The organism is Pseudomonas morbosilactucae (genome assembly GCF_023241715.1).
GTDB classification, from domain to species: domain Bacteria; phylum Pseudomonadota; class Gammaproteobacteria; order Pseudomonadales; family Pseudomonadaceae; genus Aquipseudomonas; species Aquipseudomonas morbosilactucae.
In genome coordinates this window covers 1-21,048 of record NZ_JALQCW010000050.1, presented here as the reverse complement: position 1 = coordinate 21,048, position 21,048 = coordinate 1, and the positions used below count along the sequence as shown (strand labels likewise).

General features: G+C 67.8%; 3 protein-coding genes and 1 pseudogene. All 4 read right to left on the bottom strand.

What is annotated here, in order from left to right:
- The coding region (locus M1B34_RS19255; RefSeq protein WP_268265973.1) for an ABC transporter ATP-binding protein at positions 1-577 on the bottom strand (577 nt) is incomplete at its 3' end.
- A gap of 2 nt (positions 578-579) precedes the next feature.
- Positions 580-1,728, bottom strand: coding sequence for a macrolide transporter subunit MacA (gene macA / locus M1B34_RS19250; protein WP_268262542.1), 1,149 nt, complete (start codon positions 1,726-1,728; stop codon positions 580-582).
- A gap of 129 nt (positions 1,729-1,857) precedes the next feature.
- Positions 1,858-16,544, bottom strand: a pseudogene (locus M1B34_RS19245) (amino acid adenylation domain-containing protein).
- A partial coding sequence (locus tag M1B34_RS19235) for a non-ribosomal peptide synthetase (RefSeq protein WP_268265971.1) occupies positions 16,541-21,048 on the bottom strand: 4,508 nt, incomplete at its 5' end. The gene M1B34_RS19235 and the pseudogene M1B34_RS19245, both read right to left, overlap by 4 nt.

Sequence of the window (21,048 nt, the reverse complement as noted above, 5' to 3'; positions counted from 1 at the left end):
CATGCCCTTGGAGTTGCGGGAACTGATCGCTTCGGTTTATGCCCAGGGCGGCGGGGTCTATTCCCGCGAGGCGCTGGCGATGAATCTGGCGGCGCAGTTGGCACGCCTGGGAAGCCATGAAGGCGCTGAAGAGGTGGCCCGGAGCAAGACCGCGATGCTCCAGGTGCCCCGCCAGCCCCAGGCGCCCGAGCAACGCACTGGCCCGGCTGTGGCGCCGGCTTTCCGCGGTGCCGGCATAAATCGCCGGCATCTCGACGTTGTGCATGGCACTCAGGTGCGGCAACAGGTGGTAGCGCTGGAAGATAAAACCGAAGTAGTCGCGCCGCAGCTCCGCCAGCTCCTGGTTGTCCAGGTCGCGGGTTTCCCGGCCGTTGACTCGGTAGCTGCCGGCGGTGGCGTAATCCAGGCAGCCGAGGATGTTCATCAGGGTGGACTTGCCCGAGCCCGAGGCGCCGGTGATGGCCACCATCTCCCCGGCCTGGATCGTCAGGTCGATCTCGTTGAGGGCGATATAGGCCTTGTCGCCGGCCATGAAACTGCGGGTGATGCCTTTGAGTTCCAACAATGGCTGGGTCATGGTCAGGCTCCCACCACAGCGGACACCGGATCGCCGATCACCACCGTGTCACCCTCCACCAGCCCGTCCTTGATCTCGACCTTGACGTTGTTGTTGATCCCGGCCTGCACACTGCGTTGCTGGGCATGGCCCTTGGCGTCCAGTACCCGCACCGGGAAGCTGCCGTCGGCATTGCGCGGGCCCAGGGCCGCCACCGGCACCATCAGCACCGCCTCGGCGGTGTCGAGCACAATGCGCACCTGGGCGGTCATGGCGATGCGCAGCCGGTGGTCCGGGTTGGGCACGTCGAACAGCGCGTTATAGAACACCGCGCTGCTCTGTTTCGACGTGCCGGCCGCCTGGGTGTCGAGGAAGTTCTGCGGTGCCGGTTCAGTGCCGCGCAGCTTGCCGTAGTAGCGTCGGTCTTCGCCGAGGATGGTGAAATACACCGCCTGCCCCGGGGTGATGTGGATCACATCGGCCTCCGAGACCTGGGCCTTGACGGTCATGGTGTCCAGGTCCGCCAGCTTGAGCAGCACCGGCGCCAGTTGCTGGGCGATCACGGTCTGGCCTTCCTGGGTGACGATGCCCACCACGTCGCCGTCGATGGGCGCGACGATCCGGGTGTAGGCCAGGTTGACCTTGGCCGTGTCGATCTGGATATGCGCACTCTTGATTTGCGCATCGAGGGACAGCAGGTTGGCCCGCTGCACCTCATAGTTGGACTCGGCGGTCTCGAAGTCCTGCCGGGAAATCGACGCATCGGACTGCAAGTCCTGGTAGCGCTCGTAAATCGACTTGGTCTGTTTGAGTTGGGCCGCCGTGGCCCGCCGCTGGGCCTGAAGGTTTTCCTCGTCGACCTGGGCCTGGCGCAAGGTGTTCTGCAGCACCAGGGGGTCGATTTCCGCCAGCCACTGGCCCTTCTTCACCTTGTCCCCGAGCTTGACCTTGAGCGACTTCAATTGCCCCGAGACCTGGGCCCCAACGTCCACTTGCTTGATGCCTTCCAGCAGCCCGGTGGCCAGCACGGCGTTTTCGATATCGCCGCGCTCGACCTTGGCCACCAGGTACTGCGGCGCCTCGGCCGGCGCCTGCACCGTGTAGACCACCAGCCCGACCGCCAGCAGCAGCGCCAGCCCCAGGCCTGCCTTGCGAAATTTCGACTTTTCCATAAATGCCCACACATGTGTTGAGAGCGGGTCCGGCCGCAGCCGGACCCTTGTGTAAGGAGCACCCTATTGCCGTCATGAGTGATGCTCCCGATCGATAAAACCGCGTTCAGTGCCTTTCCGCACAGCGCCTCACGACACCCCCTCGCCCACCGCCAGGGCCAGCCCTTCGTGCCACCAGGCCGCAAGGCTGAAGACGTCGGGTGCCTTGAGGATGCTGAAGTGGTTGCCCGGGCCATGCCACACCTGCAACGGGTCGGCGAACTGGCGCCAGCCATGGAGCATCGCCTCCTGCTCGCGCAGGTTGCCGGCGGCGTCCAGGGTCGGGTCCTCGGCCAGCACCAGGCGCACCGGCCCGCGGTACAACTGGCGTGGCTGATAGACCGTGCGCAGCGCCGCGCCAAAGGTGCGCACCGTGCCGTAGATCGCCTCGGGGGTTGAGCGCGGCGACAACTGGCCGACCCGCACCATGCCCCCATGCAGCAAGCGCAGTTGGCTCGCATCGTCGGCCGCGGCAAAGGCCACCGGGTCGATCCCCAGGGACTTGCCCGAGGCCAGTTGCAAGGCTTCGATCAAGCGTTCCATGACCGCCGTCGCCGTGTAGGGCCTGGCCACGCCACCGTTGCCCCCCGGCGCTTCGCTGTCGATCAGGGTCAGGGACGCCACCTGGCGCCCCCGGGCCTGCAGGCTCGCCGCCAAGGCATAGGCCACCCAGCCGCCAAAGGAATGGCCGACCAGGTGCACCGGCCCCTCCGGGCACACCTGCTGCAAGGCCGACAAGGCATGCTCGGCGGCGCTTTCCACTTGGCTGTGGGGCGGCCATTGCCCGTCCAGGCCCCGGGGTTGCAAGCCGAACAGCGGCCAGTCAAGCCCCAGGGCATCGGTCAGGCCGATAAACCCGGTGACGCTGTCACCGGCCCCCGGCACACAGAAAATCGGGGTCTGCCCGGCACGCCCGGTCTGGATGTTCAACAACGGCTGGTGCGGCGCCATGGGTTCGGGCGCTGCAGCGGCCATGGCCGACGCAATGGCCTGGCCAAGGGCCTGGACGTGGGGCGCCTGCATCATGCTCAGGTGGTCCCCCGGCACATTCACAATCTGCAAGCGCGCGCCCAATACCTCGGCCCAGCCGAGGGACTCGCTGCGCCGCGCCAGTTCGGTGGGCCGCTCCTCGGCACAGAACAGGTGCACCGGCAACCCAATCGGATGCAGGGTGTAGTGGGCCATGGCGTGCCCGTGGGCCACTTCCCGTCCGAGGAAGCGTTCCAGGTCGCCGGCCGGCGTCTCCAGCAACGACGGGTTGAGCACCTGGCGTTCACGGCAGGCCTGGAGCAGCCCGGCAAAGTCGTGCAGCTCCAGCTCCTGTTCCAACTGGCGAACCCCGGCCAGGGCCGCCTCGCCGTCACGGCCCTGGAGCGTCCAGTAGCTCTCGCATTGCAGCAGCAAATGGCGCTTCTTGGCGTGAGGACCATTCCAACGCGCCTTGCCCTGGTCGGTCAGGCGCGGCATGTAGCTGTCGATCAGGCCGAGGAACTGCACCACCTGGTCCTGCCCCTGCAATTGCAGGGCGATTTCATAGGCCAGCACCCCGCCAAACGACCACCCGGCGAGGCGGTACGGGCCCTCGGGCTGGACCGAGCGAATCAGCCGCACCAAACGGCCGGCCAGGCCTTCCATGGTCTGCAATTGCCCGTGCTGCAAGGCTATTCCCGGCAAGCCGTAGATCGGGAAGTCCCCCGGGATATGCCGGCCCAGCACCGGAAAGTACAGGTCCATGCCGCTGAACTCGTGCACCAGGAACAACGGCGGCTGGCGGCCAGTGCCGCGCACTTCGATCAGGCTCTGCTGGTCCTCCAATGGCTGGGTGCGCTGGCCCAGCAAGGTCGCCAGCGACTCGATGCTGGCGTGCTGGAACAGCTCGGCCAGGGTCACTTTCAACCCGTCCTGCTGCATGCGATTCAGCAGGCGAATGGCCAACAGCGAGTGCCCGCCCAGCTCGAAAAAGCTGTCGTGGCGACCCACCTGTTCCACCTGCAAGACTTCGGCCCAGATCCGCGCCAGGATCTGTTCCAGGGCCGTGGCCGGCGCCTCGTAGACGCGCCCGGCCAAGGCCTGCAGCTCCGGCGCCGGCAAGGCCTTACGGTCCAGCTTGCCGTTGGCGGTCAGCGGCAGGCGTTCGAGGCACACATAGGCCGCGGGCACCATGTAGTCCGGCAACTGGCTTTGCAGCTCAGCACGCAAGCGCTCGCTGTCCAGCGCCTCGGCCGTGGCCTGGCGGGTGTAGTACGCAACCAGGCGCTTGTCCCCCGGGCCGATCTCGCGCACCAGCACCGCAGCATCGCGCACTCCCGGGCACGCGGCCAGGCAGGTTTCGATTTCCCCCAGCTCAATGCGGAAACCGCGCAGTTTCACCTGGTCGTCGGTGCGGCCGATGCAATCCAGCTGCCCCTCGCCCAACCAGCGACCCAGGTCGCCAGTGCGGTACATCAGGCGCCCCGGCTGCTCGTCGAAGGGGTCGTGGACAAACTTCTCGGCATTCAGCTCAGGGCGGTTCAAGTAGCCCAGGGCCACGCCTTCGCCGCCGATGTAGATCTCGCCCACGGCACCCACCGGTACCGGTTGCTGGCGCCGATCCAACACGTAGATCCGCGTATTGCCAATCGGCCCGCCCACCACCACGCTCTCGGCGTCCGCCGCCAGCGTCCGGATTTCACCGGTGGTGGCAAAGGTGGTGGTTTCGGTCGGGCCGTAGCAGTGCACCAGGCGCAGCGCCGGCGCCTGTTCCAACAAGCGGCGGAACGCCCCCGGGTCGGCCCGTTCGCCGCCGCACAGCAGCAGGCGCAAGCCCTTGAGGGCCTCGGGAATCAGCTGCACGTACTGGTTGAACAGCGAGGTGGTGAGAAACAGCACGGTCGCCCCCGAGTCCAACAGGGCCCGGCCAAACACCTCGGGTTCAAGCAAGGTGTGGTGGTCGATCACCAGCACTTGGCCGCCGTTGAGCAAGGCGCCCCAGACATCCATGGTGCTGGCGTCGAACGCCGGGTTGGAAACAAACGCCAGGCGGTCCTGGGGGTTGAAATCGGCGTAGCCGTTGTTGCGCACCAGCCGCACGATGGCCCGGTGCGGCACCAACACGCCTTTGGGGGTCCCGGTGGAACCGGAGGTGTACATGATGTAGGCCGCGGTTTCGGACGACTGCGGCAGTTGCGGATCATGGCTCGGCCCGGCATCCAGGCCAGCGTGCATCAGGCTCGACTGCGCCAGGTCCAGGCGCGGCACCGGGTGCTCCAGCGTCGGCTCGCCCTGGGTCAGCAACAGCACCGCCTGGCAATCGTCGAGCATAAAGCCCAGGCGCTCAGCCGGGGCGTTGATGTCCAGCGGCACATAGACCGCCGCGCACTTGCTGATCGCCAGTTGGCCGAGCAACAGCTCGAAGGAGCGCGGCAACAGCAACGCCACGTTGTCCCCCGGCTGCACACCCAGGTCGAGCAGGTGGTGCGCCAGTCGGTTGGCGCGCTGGTTGAGCTCGGCGTAACTCAGGGACTCGCTGCCGTGCACCGCCGCCACGGCTTGCGGGCGCAACTGCGCCTGGGCCTCGAACAGCCGGTGCACGGTCTGCTCCCGGGGGAAGTCGCGCGTGCTGGCGTTGAATTGCACCAACAGTTGCCGGCGCTCAGCCGTCGAGAGGATCGACAGGTGGCTGATGGCCCGCTCCGGCGCCTGCTCCAGGGCCTGCACCAGGTTCTCCAGCGCCGCGTGCATGTAGTCCGCCACCCGTTGCGCGCCGATGCCGCAGCCGGCCATCACGCTGAGCATGAAGTCATGGCCCAGGTCGTCCACGCTCAGGGTCAGCAGGTAGTTGCTGCGTTCCTCGGCCTTGAGTAAATGCATGCCCTGCCAGGCACCACTGGCCTCGGTCGAAGGCGCGCTACCGACGGCGCTGTGACGGTAGTTGAGCAAGGCGCTGAACAGCGGCGTCGGCGGTGCCACCCCGCTGCAGCGCTGGGCCAGGGCCAACGGCGCGTGCTCGTGGGCCAGCAGGCGGGCCAGCCGCGCATGGGTGGCCAGCAACGCGGTACGCACCCCTTGATCGCCGAGGTCGACCCGCAGCGGCAAGGTATTGATAAACACCCCCAGGGCCCGTTCGGCGCCCTCGCCGCCTTGCATCCGGCCAAACAGCACGGTGCCGAACACCGCATGGTCCTGGCCCGACACGGCACCCAATACCTGGGCCCAGGCCAAGTGCACCAGGCTCGCGGCACTCACCCCCAACTGCCGGGCCTGGGTGCGCAAGCGCTGGTTCAACGGTTCGCCCAACGCCTGCTGGGCCTCTTCGATGTCCCGACCGTCGCCCTGGACCTGGGCCAGGCCGAACGGCAGGGTCGGCTCGTCGATGTCGCCGAGCATCTCGCTAAAGAACGCCTCGTGTTCCTGCTCGCCCATTCCCAGGCGGGTCTGGGCCACGTAGTTACGGTAAGGCACTGCCGCGGCCAACTGGTCGGCCCGGTCCAGCAGGCAGGCCTGGACCTCCTGCTGCAACACCTCCAGGCCGACATGGTCCATGACCAGGTGATGGAACAGCAGCAAGGCCACCACCCGCTGCTGGGCCTTGTCCCAGGCGTGGTACAGGCGAATCAGCGGCGCCTGGGCCAGGTCCAGGCGGAAATGCCGGGGGTCGAAACGGGTCAGCAACTGCTCCAGCACATCGCCGCCACTGGCTCGCACCTGCACCGCTTCAACGTGCAGCGTGGCCTGGCGCAGCACCACTTGCACCGGTTCTTCGAGCCCGTCCCAGAACACCGCGGTGCGCAGAATGTCGTTGCGTTCGATCACCGCCTGCAAGGCTTGGGTAAAGGCCTCCAGGCGTTCAGGGCTGGAGAAGGCAAACTGCGCCTGCAACAGGTAGGGGTCGCCCTGGGTGGACAGAATGTGGTGATAGAGGATCCCCGCCTGCAACGGCGCCAGGGGGTAGATGTCCTGCACGTTGCGCACGCCGCCGGGCACCTGGGCAACGACCTGGTCGATCGCGCCTTGCTCCAGGTCCAGCAGCGGCAAGTGTTGCGGGGTAATGCGCGAGCAATCGCTGCCGATCAGGTTGGCCGGCACGTCCACCTCCCGGCCCTCGCCCACCGCAGCGGCCAGGGCTGCCAGGGTCGGTTGGCCGAACAGCACCCGCACATCCGCCGCCAGCCCGGCGCGGCGCATGCGCCCGATCAGGTTGATCGCCAGCAGCGAGTGCCCGCCCAGCTCGAAGAAGTGGTCATGGCGCCCGACCCGCTCCACGTTCAGCAGTTCGGCCCACAGCCCCGCCAGCAGGGTTTCGGTGTCGCCGATGGGGGCTTCGTAAGGCCGCGCCTGCAGCGAACCCAACCCCGGGGCCGGCAAGGCCTTGCGGTCGAGCTTGCCGTTGGGGCTCAGGGGCAGCGCCTCCAAGTGCACAAACAGTGCCGGCACCATGTACTCCGGCAGGTGTTGCAGCAGGTGGCTGCGCAGTTGCTCGATGTCCAGCCCCAGGTCGCTGCCGTCGCCGGTGTAATAGGCCACCAGGCGCTTGTCTCCCGGCACGTCTTCACGGGCCAGCACCACCGCCTCCTTGATCCCGGGAAGCTGGGTCAGGCGCGCCTGGATTTCCCCCAGTTCGATGCGCAGGCCACGGATCTTCACCTGGTCATCGTTGCGCCCCAGGTACTCCAGGTTGCCATCGGCCAGGTAGCGCCCAACGTCGCCGGTGCGGTACATCCGCGCACCGGGTTCGGCACTGAACGGGTCGCGCAAAAAGCGCTCGGCGTTCAGCTCTGGCCGGTTCAGGTAACCGCGCGCCACTTGCACCCCGGCGATATACAGCTCGCCGGTCACGCCCAGCGGCACCGGCTGCAGCTGCTCGTCGAGCAGGTACATGCCCGTGTTGGCGATGGGCTTGCCGATCGGCGTGTTGTCCGGGGTCGCATCCAGCGGCCCGCCACAGTGCCAAGCGGTAACGTCCACTGCGGCCTCGGTCGGGCCATAGAGGTTGTGCAACTCGCAGCTTGGCAGTTGCTGCTTGAAGCGCCGCACCAGGCTGCCCGGCAGCGCCTCGCCGCTGCAGATCACCCGCACCAGCGAGTGGCCGTCGGCGGCCTCGCCCTGGGCCAGGAACACATCGAGCATCGACGGCACAAAATGCAGGGTGCTGATGCCTGCAACCTGTATCACCCGGCTCAGGTAGCTCGGGTCCTTGTGCCCGTCCGGGCGCGCCATCACCAGGCGCGCACCGGTCATCAGCGGCCAGAAGAATTCCCACACCGAGACGTCAAAGCTGAACGGGGTTTTCTGCAACACCGCGTCCGCCGCCGTCAGGCCGTAGGCCTGCTGCATCCACAGCAGGCGGTTGACCAGCGCCCGGTGCTCGTTCATCACGCCTTTGGGCTGCCCGGTGGAACCGGAGGTGTAGATCACGTACGCCAGGTGCCGCGGGCTGAGGCCGGCAACCGGCAGGTCGCTGGATGGCTGCGCGTGCCAGACCGGCTGGTCGAGGTCGATCAGGGGCGCGGTCACTGCACTCAACAGGTGACGGGTAGCGCCGTGCAGCAGCACCGCCACCGGCGCGCTGTCGTCAAGCATGTAGGCGATGCGTTCCGCCGGGTAGCTCGGGTCGATCGGCACATAACCGCCGCCCGCCTTGAGAATCGCCAGCAAGCCGATGACCATCTCCAGGCTGCGCTCGACGCAGATCGCCACCCGGGCATCCGGCCCCACGCCTTGCTCGCTCAGGTGACGGGCCAACTGGTTGGCCCGGGCATTGAGCTGGCCGTAGGTCAGGGCCTCGCCCTCGGCCACCAGGGCCACGGCGTCCGGGCTGCGCTGCACCTGGGCCTCGAACAAGCCGTGAATGCTTTGCTCCAGGTCGAAGGCCTCGTGGGTCGCATTGAACTGCACCAGCAGTTGTTCGCGCTCCTGCCCATCCAGCAGCGGCACCTGCTCCAGCAGCCCCTGGTCATGGGCGACCATGGCCCGCAGCAGGCGCTCGAAATAGCCGGCGTAGCGCTGGACGGTGGCGGCGTCGAACAAGGCCGAGGCGTACACCAGGGAGCCGGCAATCTGCCCCTGGACCTCCCCCAGGTTCAACGCCAGGTCGAACTTGGCGAAGGTCTCGCCACCGCCCAGCACTTCCAGTTGCAACTCATCCAGGGCCAGGGCCGTGCCCGGTTGCGCGTCCCAGGACAGCATGCTCTGGAACAGCGGGCTGTGGGCCAGGCTGCGCTGCGGCCGGGTGATTTCCACCACCTGCTCGAACGGCAGGTCCTGGTGATCCTGGGCCTCCAGCACCCGGGCCTTGACCTGGGCCAGCAGCCCGGCGACGTCCAGCCCCGGCGACACCTCGATGCGCAACGCCAGGGTGTTGACGAACAGGCCGATCAGCCCTTCGACCTCGGCGCGCATGCGGTTGGCCACCGGCGAGCCGATCACCACGTCGGTTTGCCCGGCCAGGCGACTGAGCAAGGCGCTCCAAGCAGCCAGCAAGGTCATGTACAAGGTGGTGCCGTGACGTCGGCTCAGGGCCTTGAGCTCCAGGCTCAAGTCCGCATCCAGCCGCAGCTCGACGCTGCCCCCCGTGTAATCCTGCTGCGCCGGGCGTGGCCGGTCGCTGGGCACGCTGAGCAAGGCCGGGGCACCGGCCAGGGCCTGCTGCCAGTAGGCGCTTTGCTGTTGCAGGCGTTCACCACTGAGCCAGCGTCGCTGCCACAGGGCAAAGTCGCTGTACTGCACCGCCAGCGGCGGCAACGGGTCGGCCTGGCCCTGGCTGAAGGCGGCATACAGCGCCATCAACTCACGGGTCAGCACGCCCATCGACCAACCATCGGCGACGCTGTGGTGCAAGGTCAGCAACAGCACATGGTGCTCGCGGCCCAGTTGCGCCAAGTGCCCGCGAATCAGCGGCCCGCGGGCCAGGTCGAACGGCTCGCTGGCCTCCCGTTGCACCAGGGCCTGCAAGGCTTCGGGTGCGGCCGTCAGGTCGTGGCGAGCGAGGTTCAACAGGCCCTCGGCCGCCGCCATCAGCACCTGGGGTTCATCGTCGATCTGCACAAAGCGGCTGCGCAACACCTGATGACGTTCAACGATGCGCTCCAGGGCCTGGATCAGCGCTGTCACGTGCAACGGCCCGCGCAACCCCAGGCCCAAGGGGATGTTGTAGGCACTGCCGACGCCCTCTATCTGCGCCAGGAACCACAGCCGCTGCTGGGCAAACGACAGCGGCCGTTTCTGCTCCCCGGTCGTCGCCAGAATCGGCGGCAGGCTGTCCGCCTGGGCCTGCTCCAGGGCCCGGGCCACGGCGGCCAGTTCCGGGTTGGCGAATAGCTCACCCAGGGCCAGTTCCAGGCCCAGTTGCGCCCGCACCTGGGACACCATGCGCATGGCCAGCAGCGAGTGGCCGCCGAGGTCAAAGAAGTGGTCGTGACGCCCCACCCGCTCCACCTGCAGCAGCGGTGCCCAGATCTGCGCCAGGCGGGTTTCGACGGGGCCTTGGGGCGCTTCATAGTCGCGGCTGAGCAACGCCGTCAGGTCCGGTTTGGGCAAGGCCCGGCGGTCGAGCTTGCCGTTGGCGGTCAAGGGCAACGCGTCCATCCGTACATACGCCACCGGCACCATGTAGTCCGGCAACTGGGTCAGCAGGTGGGCGCGCAACTCGGCGGCCGCCACCTCGACGCCCGCCTCGGCCAGGGTGAAATAAGCCACCAGCCGGGTCTGCCCCGGTTCGTCCTCACGGGCCAGCAGCACCGCCTCCTGGACCCCGGGGTAACCGTTGAGGCGGGTTTCGATCTCGCCCAGCTCGATGCGCACGCCGCGGATTTTCACCTGGTCGTCATTGCGTCCCAGGTAGTCGATACGGCCGTCGGCCAGCCAGCGGGCCAGGTCGCCGCTGCGATACATGCGGGCGCCCGGCGTCTCGACGAAGGGGTCGTCGAGGAAGCGTTCGGCAGTCAGGTCCGGGCGGTGCAGGTAACCCCGCGCCACCCCGGCACCGCCGATGTACAGCTCACCGGCCACACCGATCGGCACTGGCCGCAGCTGTTCGTCCAGCAAATAGATCCGGGTGTTGGCGATGGGCGTACCGATGTGCAGGGCCTGCCCGGCCTCGATACGACCCGAGGTCGCCACGACGGCGGCTTCGGTCGGCCCGTAGTTGTTGACCACGCTGAAGCGCTGTTCCTCGGCGAACTGCCGTAGGCGGTCACCGCCGATCAACAGGGTGCGCAAGGTCGGGTGACCCAACTGCTGGGCAAAGGCGTATTCGGCCACCGGGGTCGGCAGGAAGCTCAGGTCCAGGGGTTGCGCGCGCCACCAGTCCAGCAACGCATCGAGGTTGGCACTGCCCACGCCGGCCGGCGGCAGGTGCACCGTGGCGCCGACGCACAAGGCCGGCCAGATTTCCCAGGCCATGGCGTCAAAGCCGAAACCGGCAACGCTGCTGGTCTGGCTGCCCGGCCCTTGGGCGAAGGCCTGGTTATGCCAATCCACCAGATTGAGCAGGTTGTGGTGCTCCAGCATCACCCCTTTGGGCAGGCCGGTGGAGCCGGAGGTGTAGACCACATACACCAGGTGCTGGGCGTTCAACTCCGGCACGTCGGGGTTGTTCGACGGCTGCAGCCAGCGCTGGTCAACACTGATCAGCGGCGTCTCCACAGCGCCGAGCAGGCCGCGGGTGGCGTCCTCGACCAGCACCGCCACCGGCGCGCAATCCTCCAGCAGCCAGGCCAGACGCTGCGCTGGGTGATTCGGGTCCAGGGGCACATAGGCGCCACCGGCCTTGAGGATCGCCAGCAGGCCGATGACCATGCCCGGCCCGCGTTCAACGCAGATAGCCACCCGCGAATCCACCCCCACGCCCTGCTCGCGCAGGTGATGGGCCAGTTGGTTGGCCCGCTCGTTGAGTTCGCGATAACTCAGGCGCTGGTCGCCGGCTTGCACGGCCAGGGCATGGGGGGTGAGCCGCGCCTGGGCCTCGAAGCGCCCATGCAGGGTCTGCCCCCGGGGGAAGTCCACCGGCGCCGGGTTGAAGCCGTGCAACACCTGTTCCCGGGCCTGCGGGTCAAGCAGGCTGATGTGCTCCGGGGCCTGCTGGTCATTGGCGACCATGGCCTGCAACACCGCCTCGAAATACCCCAGGTAACGCTCGACCGTGGCGTGATCGAACAAGGCCGTGGCGTACACCAGAGACCCGCCGATCCGCCCTTCGCTCTGGCCCAGGGTCAGGCTCAGGTCGAACTTGGCGAAATGCTCGCCACCACTGACCGCCTCCAGTTGCAGGTCGCCCAGCACCAGGGCCGATCCCGAGCCGCTGTCCCAGGCCAGCATGTGCTGGAACAACGGGCTGTGGGACAGGCTGCGCTGGGGCCGGGTGACTTCCACCACCTGCTCGAACGGCAGGTCCTGATGGGCCTGGGCTTGCAGGGTCACGGCCTTGACCTGGGCCAGCAGGGCTTCGACGGTGTGCGCCGCCGAGACATCGATGCGCAGGGCCAGGGTGTTGACGAACAGGCCGATCAAGCCTTCAACCTCGGCCCGGGTGCGGTTGGCCACCGGCGAGCCGATCACCAGGTCAGGCTGGCCGCTGAGCTTGCTCAGCAGCAGGCTCCAGCCCGCCAGCAGGGTCATGAACAAGGTGCTGCCATGGCGCTGGCTCAGGGCCTGGAGCCCGGCACTCAGGCGTTCATCCAGGCACAGCTCGACACAGCCGCCAGCGTAATCCTGCTGGGCCGGGCGTGGCCGGTCGCTGGGCAGCGACAACACGGCCGGGGCGCCGGCCAGGGCCTGCTGCCAGTAGGCACTTTGCTTGAGCAGCAACTCGCCGCTGAGCCAGCGCCGTTGCCACACGGCAAAATCGCCGTACTGCAAGGCCAGCGCCGGCAGCGGGTCGTCCTGGCCCTGGCTGAAGGCCTGGTACAGCGCCACCAGTTCCCGGGTCAGCACGCCCATCGACCAGCCGTCGGCGACGATGTGGTGCAAGGCCAGCAGCAGCACATGGTGCTCATCCGCCAGGCGCAGCAGTTGCCCTCGAATCAGCGGCCCCTGTTGCAGGTCGAAGGCCTGGGCGCTGTGGGCCCGCACCTGTTCCTGCAGCAGGTCCAGGGGCTGGCCGGCCAAGTCCTGGCACGATAATGGGAAGCCGGCCTCGGCCGGGGTGATCTGCACCCAGGGCTCGTCGTTGTCCAGGGTGAAGCGGCTGCGCAGGCTGTCATGGCGTTCGACGATCCGCGCCAGGGCCCGTTGCAGGGCCAGAGTATCCAGGCGACCCCGCAGGCCGAGCGCGATGGGAATGTTGTAGGCGCTTTCCACCCCTTTCAACTGGGCAATAAACCACAGCCGTTGCTGGGCAAACGACAGGGGCAACGGCTCGTCCCGCGGCACCGCCAGGATCGGTGGCAAGGCGCTGCGCCCCGCCTGGGCCAGCACCTGGGCCACGGCGGCCAGTTCGGGGTTGGCAAACAGCTCGCCCAGGGCCAGCTCCACCCCCAACTGCAGGCGCACCTGGGAGACCATGCGCATCGCCAGCAGGGAATGCCCGCCCAGCTCGAAAAAGTGATCGCCACGCCCCACGCGCTCGACCTGCAGCACCTCGGCCCAGATCTGCGCCAGGGTGGTTTCGAGTTCGCCCAGAGGCGCCTCGTAGGCGCGGCTGAAGGTCGCCGCCCGGTCGGGTTTTGGCAGGGCGCGCTGGTCCAGCTTGCCGTTGGCAGTCAGCGGCAAGCCGTCGAGTTTCACGTAGGCCACCGGCACCATGTAGTCCGGCAAATGGGCCAGCAGTTGCTGGCGCAGCTCGGCCGGGGCCAGGGGTTCGACCTCTGCCTGTTCGGTGAAATAGGCCACCAGCCGGGGCTGGCCCGGTTCATCTTCACGGGCCACCACCACGGCTTCGCGAATGCCGGCCAGTTGGTTGAGGCGGTTTTCGATTTCCCCCAATTCAATGCGCAGGCCACGGATTTTCACCTGGTCGTCGTTGCGCCCCAGGTATTCCAGGCTGCCGTCGGCGAGCCAGCGCGCCAGGTCGCCGCTGCGGTACATGCGCGCCTGGGGCTGATCGCTGAACGGGTCGTGCAGAAAACGCTCGGCGGTCAAATCGGCACGGTTGAGGTAGCCCCGAGCCACCCCGGCGCCGCCCACGTACAGCTCCCCCGCCACCCCCAGGGGCACCGGGCGTTGCTGCTCGTCCAGCAGGTAGACACGGGCATTGGCCATCGGCTTGCCGATGTGCAGCACCTGCCCGGCCTCGACCCGGCCCGAGGTCGCCACCACCGTGGCCTCGGTGGGGCCGTAGTTGTTGATCACCTCGAATGCCTGGGCCCTGGAGAAGTGCCGCAGGCGATCACCGCCGATCAACAGGGTGCGCAGGGTCGGGTGCTCAAGGTGCTGGCTGAAGGCGTACTCGGCCACCGGGGTCGGCAAAAAACTCACGTCCAGGGGCTGGGCGCGCCACCAGGCCAGCAGCGCGTCGAGGTCTTCAGTGCCGTCCTGGACAGGCGGCAAATGCAGGGTCGCCCCGGCACACAGCGCCGGCCAGATTTCCCAGGCCATGGCATCAAACCCGAAACCGGCCAGGCTCGAGGTATGGCGCCCCGGCCCCAGGTCAAAGGCCTGGTTGTGCCAGTCCACCAGGTTGCCCAGGGTCTGGTGCTCGACCATCACCCCCTTGGGCAGGCCGGTGGAACCGGAGGTGTAAATCACATAGGCCAAATGCTGCGCGGTCAGTTGCGGCAATTGCGGATCATCGCAGGCTGCGTCGCTCCCGGCGCCCTCCTCCAGCTCGATCAGCGGCCCCAAAAACGCCGGCAGGCGGCCGCGCAGGTCGGCCTGGGTCAGCAGCGCCACCGGGGCGCTGTCGGCCAGCAGGTAGTTCAGGCGTTCAAGGGGATGGGCCGGGTCAATCGGCACATAACAGGCACCGGCCTTGAGCACCGCCAGCAGGCCGGCCAGGGTGTCGAGGCCGCGCCGGGCGATCACCGCCACCCGGTCATCGGGCTGTACCCCCAGGTCCAGCAGGCGCCGGGCCAGGCCGTTGGCCCGGCGATTGAGCTCGGCGTAGGTCAGTTGCTGCCCTTCATGAATCGCCGCCACGGCGTCCGGTTGGGTCGCCGCCCGGGCCGCCACGCGCTGGCCGATGGTCAGCCCTTGCGGGTAGTCGACCCGGGGCGGGTTAAGGGCCAGCAGCTGCTCGCGCTCGGCAAGCGGCAGCACCGACACTTGCTCCAGGGCCTGCTGCGGTGCCTGTTCCAGGGCGTGCACGAGGTTTTCCAGGGCACAGCGCAGGTAGTCGCAAACCCGCTGCGGGTCACCTCGCGGCAGGCCAGCAAGGTCAGGACAAAGCCCTGGCCCAGGTCATCCACGCTCATGGTCAGCGGGTAGTTGGTGCGTTCTTCGGAGTTCAGGCTGGAGATGCCCTGCCAGGCCGTGATCAAGTTGCCGCTGGCCGGCGCGCTGTGCCGGTAGTTGAGCAAGCTGCTGAACAGCGGTGCCGGTGCGGAGACACCGCTGCAGCGCTGGGCCAGGGCCAGCGGTGCGTGTTCATGGCGCAGCAAGGTGGTGAGCCGGGCGTGGGCCGCCTTGACCCCGTCCTGCACCGTGCAGCCGTCGAGGTCGACCCGAAACGGCAAGGTATTGATAAACATGCCCAGGGCCCGGTCGTTGTCACCGCCGCCCTGCATGCGCCCCATCAGCACCGTGCCGAACACCACCTTGCGCTTGCCCGACAGCGCGCCCAGCACCTGGGCCCAGGCGCTGTGGAACAGGCTCGCGGCGCTCACCCCCAGTTGTCGCGCCTGGGCCCGCAGGCCCTGGCACAGCTGTGGGTCCAGGGGCAGGCTGAATTCGTCGATGGCGCTGCCGTCGCCCTGCACGTCATGCAGGCCGAACGGCAGGGTCGGTTCGTCAATGTCGCCGAGCATCTGGCGGAAGAACGCCTCGTGCTCCTCCTCGCCCATGCCCAATCGGGCCTGGGCCACGTAGTTGCGGAACGGTACGGCCGGGCCCAGCAGATGGCCCTGGCCCAGGAGCAAGGCGCACATTTCCTGGCGCACCACGTCCAGGGCGCTGTGGTCCAGGGCCATGTGGTGAAACAGCAGCACGGCGACGAGGCGCTGGTTGGCAGGGTCCTCGGCATAGGCCAGGCGGATCAGCGGCGCCTGGGTCACGTCCAGGCGGTAGTGGCGGGCGTCGAAACGCTGGTGCAACTGCTCAAGAATATCGCCGTCGGCCGGCGCCAGCGGCACCTCCTGCAACGCCAGGGTGGCCTGGCGCCAGACCACTTGCAGCGGTGTCTCCAGGCCTTCCCAGAGCACGGCAGTGCGCAGGATGTCATGGCGTTCGATCACCGCCTGCAAGGCCTGGGCAAAGGCCTCCAGGCGGGGCCGATGGTCAAAGGCGAAATGCGCCTGCATCACATAGGGGTCGCCCTGCCCGGCACTGGCGTGGTGGTAGAGAATGCCCTCCTGCAACGGCGCCAGGGGGTAGATGTCCTGCACGTTGGCGGCGCCCCCCGGGACGCTGGCGACGAGGCGGTCGATGGCCTCCTGGTCCAGTTGCACCAGGGTCAGCATCGACGGCGTGATCCGGGTGCAGCCGGGCAGGATGCCGTTGACCGGCACCTCCACCTGGCCGGACTTGGGCGCCGAGTACTGCCCCGAGCGGATCATCTCGATCAGCACCGGCTTGTACTCGCGCAACTGGGCGATCACCGCAGGCTCGGTCAGGGCCTGGCGGTTGCCCTGGACAATCAGTTGCTCATCGCGCAACGCCAGTTGGATGTCTTTTGCCTTCAGGGTTGCCAACAGTTCAATCACGCTCACAGGACGATCTCCATTCTTTCTGTAATTGCCGCGTACCCGGCCAGGGTCGGTTGTTCGAACAAGGCCCTGACATCGGCTTCCATGCCTTCCTGATGCAGCCGACCGATCAGGCTCACGGCCAATAGCGAGTGCCCGCCCAACTCGAAGAAGTTGTCGTGGCGCCCAACGCGTTCCACGTTGAGCAGTTCGGCCCAGAGTCGGGCCAGGAGGATTTCCGTCTCCCCTTGCGGCGCTTCGTAATCACGCACGATGGCCGCCTCCAGCCCCGGGGCCGGCAGGGCCTTGCGGTCCAGCTTGCCGTTGGGGCTCAGCGGCAAGGCCTCCAAGTGCACGAACAGCGCCGGCACCATGTACTCCGGCAAGTGCTGCAGCAGGTGCCCGCGCAGGGCCTCCACCGCCAGGCGCTGGCCGGCCTCCCGGGTGCTGTAGTAAGCCACCAGGCGCATGTCCCCCGGCACGTCTTCACGGGCGAGGACCACCGCTTCCTTGACCTCCGGCAACTGGGTCAGGCGTGCCTGGATTTCCCCCAACTCGATGCGCAGGCCGCGCAGCTTGACCTGGTCATCGTTGCGCCCCAGGTACTCGATATGGCCGTCGGCGCGGTAGCGGGCAACGTCGCCGGTGCGGTACATCCGCGCGTTGGCCAGAGGGCTGAACGGGTCCACCAGGAAGCGTTCGGCGTTCAGTTGCGCGCGGTTCAGGTAACCCCGCGCCACCTGCACCCCGCCGATGTACAGCTCACCCACCACACCCTGGGGCACCGGCTGCTGCTGCTCGTCGAGCAGGTACATGCGGGTGTTGGCGATGGGCTTGCCGATCGGCGTGTTGTCCGGGGTCTGCTCCACCGGCCCGGCGCAGTTCCAGGCCGTGACATCCACTGCGGCCTCGGTCGGGCCATAGAGGTTGTGCAGCTCGCTGCCCGGCAGTTGCCGCTTGAAGCGCCGTACCAGGTTCCCCGGCAGCGCTTCGCCACTGCAGATCACCCGCACCAGGGCGCCGCAGGCCGCATCGGCGCCGTGGGCCAGGAACACATCGAGCATCGACGGCACAAAATGCACGGTGCTGATGCCCTCGGCCTGGATCACCTGGCTCAGGTAGGCCGGGTCCTTGTGCCCTTCCGGACGCGCCATCACCAGGCGCGCACCGGTCATCAGCGGCCAGAAGAACTCCCACACCGAGACGTCGAAGCTGAACGGGGTCTTCTGCAACACCGCGTCCGCAGCCGTCAGGCCATAGGCGTCCTGCATCCACAACAGGCGGTTGACCACCGCACCGTGCTCGTTCATCACGCCCTTGGGCTGCCCGGTGGAACCCGAGGTGTAGATCACGTAGGCCAGGTGCCCGGCGTGCAGCTCGGGCCACTGAGGATTGTCCAGCGGCTCGGCCGGCCACAGCGGCGCGTCGAGGCTGATCAGCGGGGCCAGCCCGAGGTCCACCAGGTGCTGCGTCGCGCCCTGCACCAGCACCGCTACCGGCGCGCTGTCTTCGAGCATGTAGGCGATGCGCTCTGCCGGGTAGCTCGGGTCGATCGGCACATAACCGCCGCCGGCCTTGAGGATCGCCAGCAAGCCGATGACCATCTCCAGCCCGCGTTCGACACAGATCGCCACCCGACTGTCGGCACTCACGCCCTGGCGCCGCAGGTGGTGGGCCAACTGATTGGCCCGCTGGTTGAGCTGGCGGTAGCTCAGTTGCTGCCCACCGGCCAACAGTGCCGGCGCCTCTGGCGTGCGCTCCACCTGGGCCTCGAACAGGCCATGCAAGGTCTGCTCGAGGTCATAGCCGACCGCGGTGGCGTTGAGGTCCAGCAGCAGGTGCTGGCGCTCGGCGCCGGGGAGGATCGGCAAGCAGTTCATCGCCATGTCCGGCGCCCGTTCCAAGGCGTCCACCAGGGACTCCAGGGCGGTCTGCATGTAGCCGCAGATGCGCTGCGCGCCGATCCGTGCCGGGGTCATGGCGGTCAGGCTGAAGCCTTCGCCGCGATCGTCCACGTTCAAGCTCAACGGGTAGTTGGTGCGCTCCTCGCCGGCCAGGGTCTGGATGCCATGGGCCGAAGCGTGCACCGCTTCCGGCTGCTGCGTGTCCTGGCTGTGGCGGTAGTTGAGCATGGCGCTGAACAGCGGCAACGGCGCCGCCACCCCGCTGCAACGCTGGGCCAGGGCCAGGGACGCATGTTCATGGCCGAGCAAGGCACTGAGCCGCCCGTGGGTGGCCCGCAGCCCCTCGCGCACCGAGACCTGGTCGACGTTCACCCGCAACGGCAAGGTATTGATAAACATGCCCAGGGCCCGATCCGCGCCCTCGCCGCCCTGCATCCGCCCCAGCAGCACGGTGCCGAAGACCACCGCCGGCTTGCCCGACGTGCCGGCCAGCACCCGGGCCCAGGCCAGGTGGAACAGGCTCGCGGCACTCACTCCCTGCAAGCGAGCCTGATGGCGCAAACGGGCGCTCAGGGTACTCGGCAAGGCCTGGCTGCGTTCCTCGATATCCCCGCCGTCGCCCTGCACGTCTTGCAGGTCGAACGGCAGCGTCGGTTCGTCAATGTCGCCGAGCATGTCGCGGAAAAACGCCTCATGCTCCTGCTCGCTGACACCCAGGCGCGCCTGGGCCACGTAATTGCGGTACGGCACCGGCGCCCCCAGGTTGCCCCCCTCGCCGAGGAGGAACGCCCGCAGCTCGTGGCCGACCACGTCCATGGCGGTGTGGTCCAGGGCCAGGTGATGGAACAGCACCACGGCGACGATCCGCGCATTGGCCGGGTCATGGGCGAAATGCACGCGCATCAGTGGCGCCTGGCTGATATCCAGGCGGTGATGACGGGCGTCGTACAGGGCATGAAGCTGGCCGAGAATGTCCCCGGCCGCCGGGTCCAGCAGTTCCTCGCGCACCACCAGCGGAGCGTTGCGCAACACCACTTGCAGCGGTTGCTGCAAGCCTTCCCAGAGCACGCCGGTGCGCAGGATGTCGTGCCGCGCGATGACCTGTTGCAAGGCCTCGGTGAAGGCCGCGAACACCGAACGGTCGGCAAAGGCCATGTGGGATTGCAGCAGGTACGGGTCGCCCTGCCGCGCGGTGATGTGGTGATAGAGGATGCCCTCCTGCAGCGGCGCCAGGGGGTAGATGTCCTGCACATTGGCCGCACCACCGGGAACCCGCGCCAGTACCGCGTCGAGGGTCACCTGGTCGAGTTGCACCAGGGGCAGCATGTCCGGGGTGATGCGCTGGCAATCGGCCGGAATGCGGTTGTCCGGCACCTGGACTTCACGCCCGCTGCCCACGGCCGCCGCCAGGGCGGCCAGGGTCGGCTGGCTGAACAGGATGCGCACATCCGCGCTCATGCCCGCCTGGCGCATGCGTTCGATCAGGTTGACGGCCAACAGCGAATGCCCACCCAGCTCGAAGAAGTGGTCATGACGCCCCACCTGCTCGACTTTGAGCACCTCCTGCCAGATCTGCGCCAAGGCGACTTCCACCGCCCCCTCGGGGGCCTGGTATTCGCGGCTGATCAAGTCCTCGGCCGCCGGTTCCGGCAAGGCCTTGCGGTCCAGCTTGCCGTTGGCCGTCAGCGGCAGCGCCGGCAATTGCACATAGGCCGATGGCACCATATGCCCGGGCAGGCTGGCCTGCAGCTCGGCCCGCAGCGCGTCGATCTGCACGTGCTCGGCAGCGGTGAAGTACGCCACCAGGCGCGTGTGCCCCGCGCCGTCCTCGCGGGCCAGGACCACGGCCTCGCTCAAGCCGGGGAAGCGCGCCAGGGCGGTTTCGATTTCCCCCAGCTCAATGCGCATGCCACGGATTTTCACCTGGTCGTCGTTACGCCCCAGGTACTCGATGGAACCATCGGCCAGCCAGCGCGCCAGGTCACCACTGCGGTACATGCGCGCCTCGGGGTCCTGGCTGAACGGGTCGGCGAGGAACCGTTCGGCGGTCATTTGCGAGCGGTTCAGGTAACCCCGGGCGACCCCGGCGCCGCCCACGTACAACTCACCCGCCACGCCCACCGGCACCGGACGCATCTGCCGATCCAGCAGGTAGACCCGGGCATTGGCCATCGGCGTACCGATGTGCAGCACCTGCCCCACCTGCACCGCGCCCGAGGTGGCGACCACCGTGGCTTCGGTCGGCCCGTAGTTGTTGATCACCGCAAAGCCCTGGGCTCGGGTGAACTGGCGCAGGCGATCGCCGCCAATCAGCAGGGTCTTCAGGGTCGGGTGCTGCAACTGCTGGTGGAAAGCGTATTCGGCCACCGGTGTCGGCAAGAAGCTCACCTCCAGCGGCTGGGCCTGCCACCAGGCCAGCAACTGCTCGATGTTTTCATTGCCGATGTCCCGTGGCGGTAGGTGCAGGGTCGCCCCCACGCACAAGGCCGGCCAGACTTCCCAGGCCATGGCGTCGAAGCCAAAGCCGGCAACGCTGGAGACCTGGCTGCCGGCCTGTTGGGCAAACGCCTGGTTATGCCAGTGCACCAGGTTCTCCAGGGTCCGGTGCTCGACCATCACCCCTT

Coding starts and splice junctions, on each gene's coding strand:
- macA (WP_268262542.1), bottom strand. CDS start 1,728: ATGGAAAAGTCGAAATTTCGCAAGGCAGGCCTGGGGCTGGCGCTGCTG.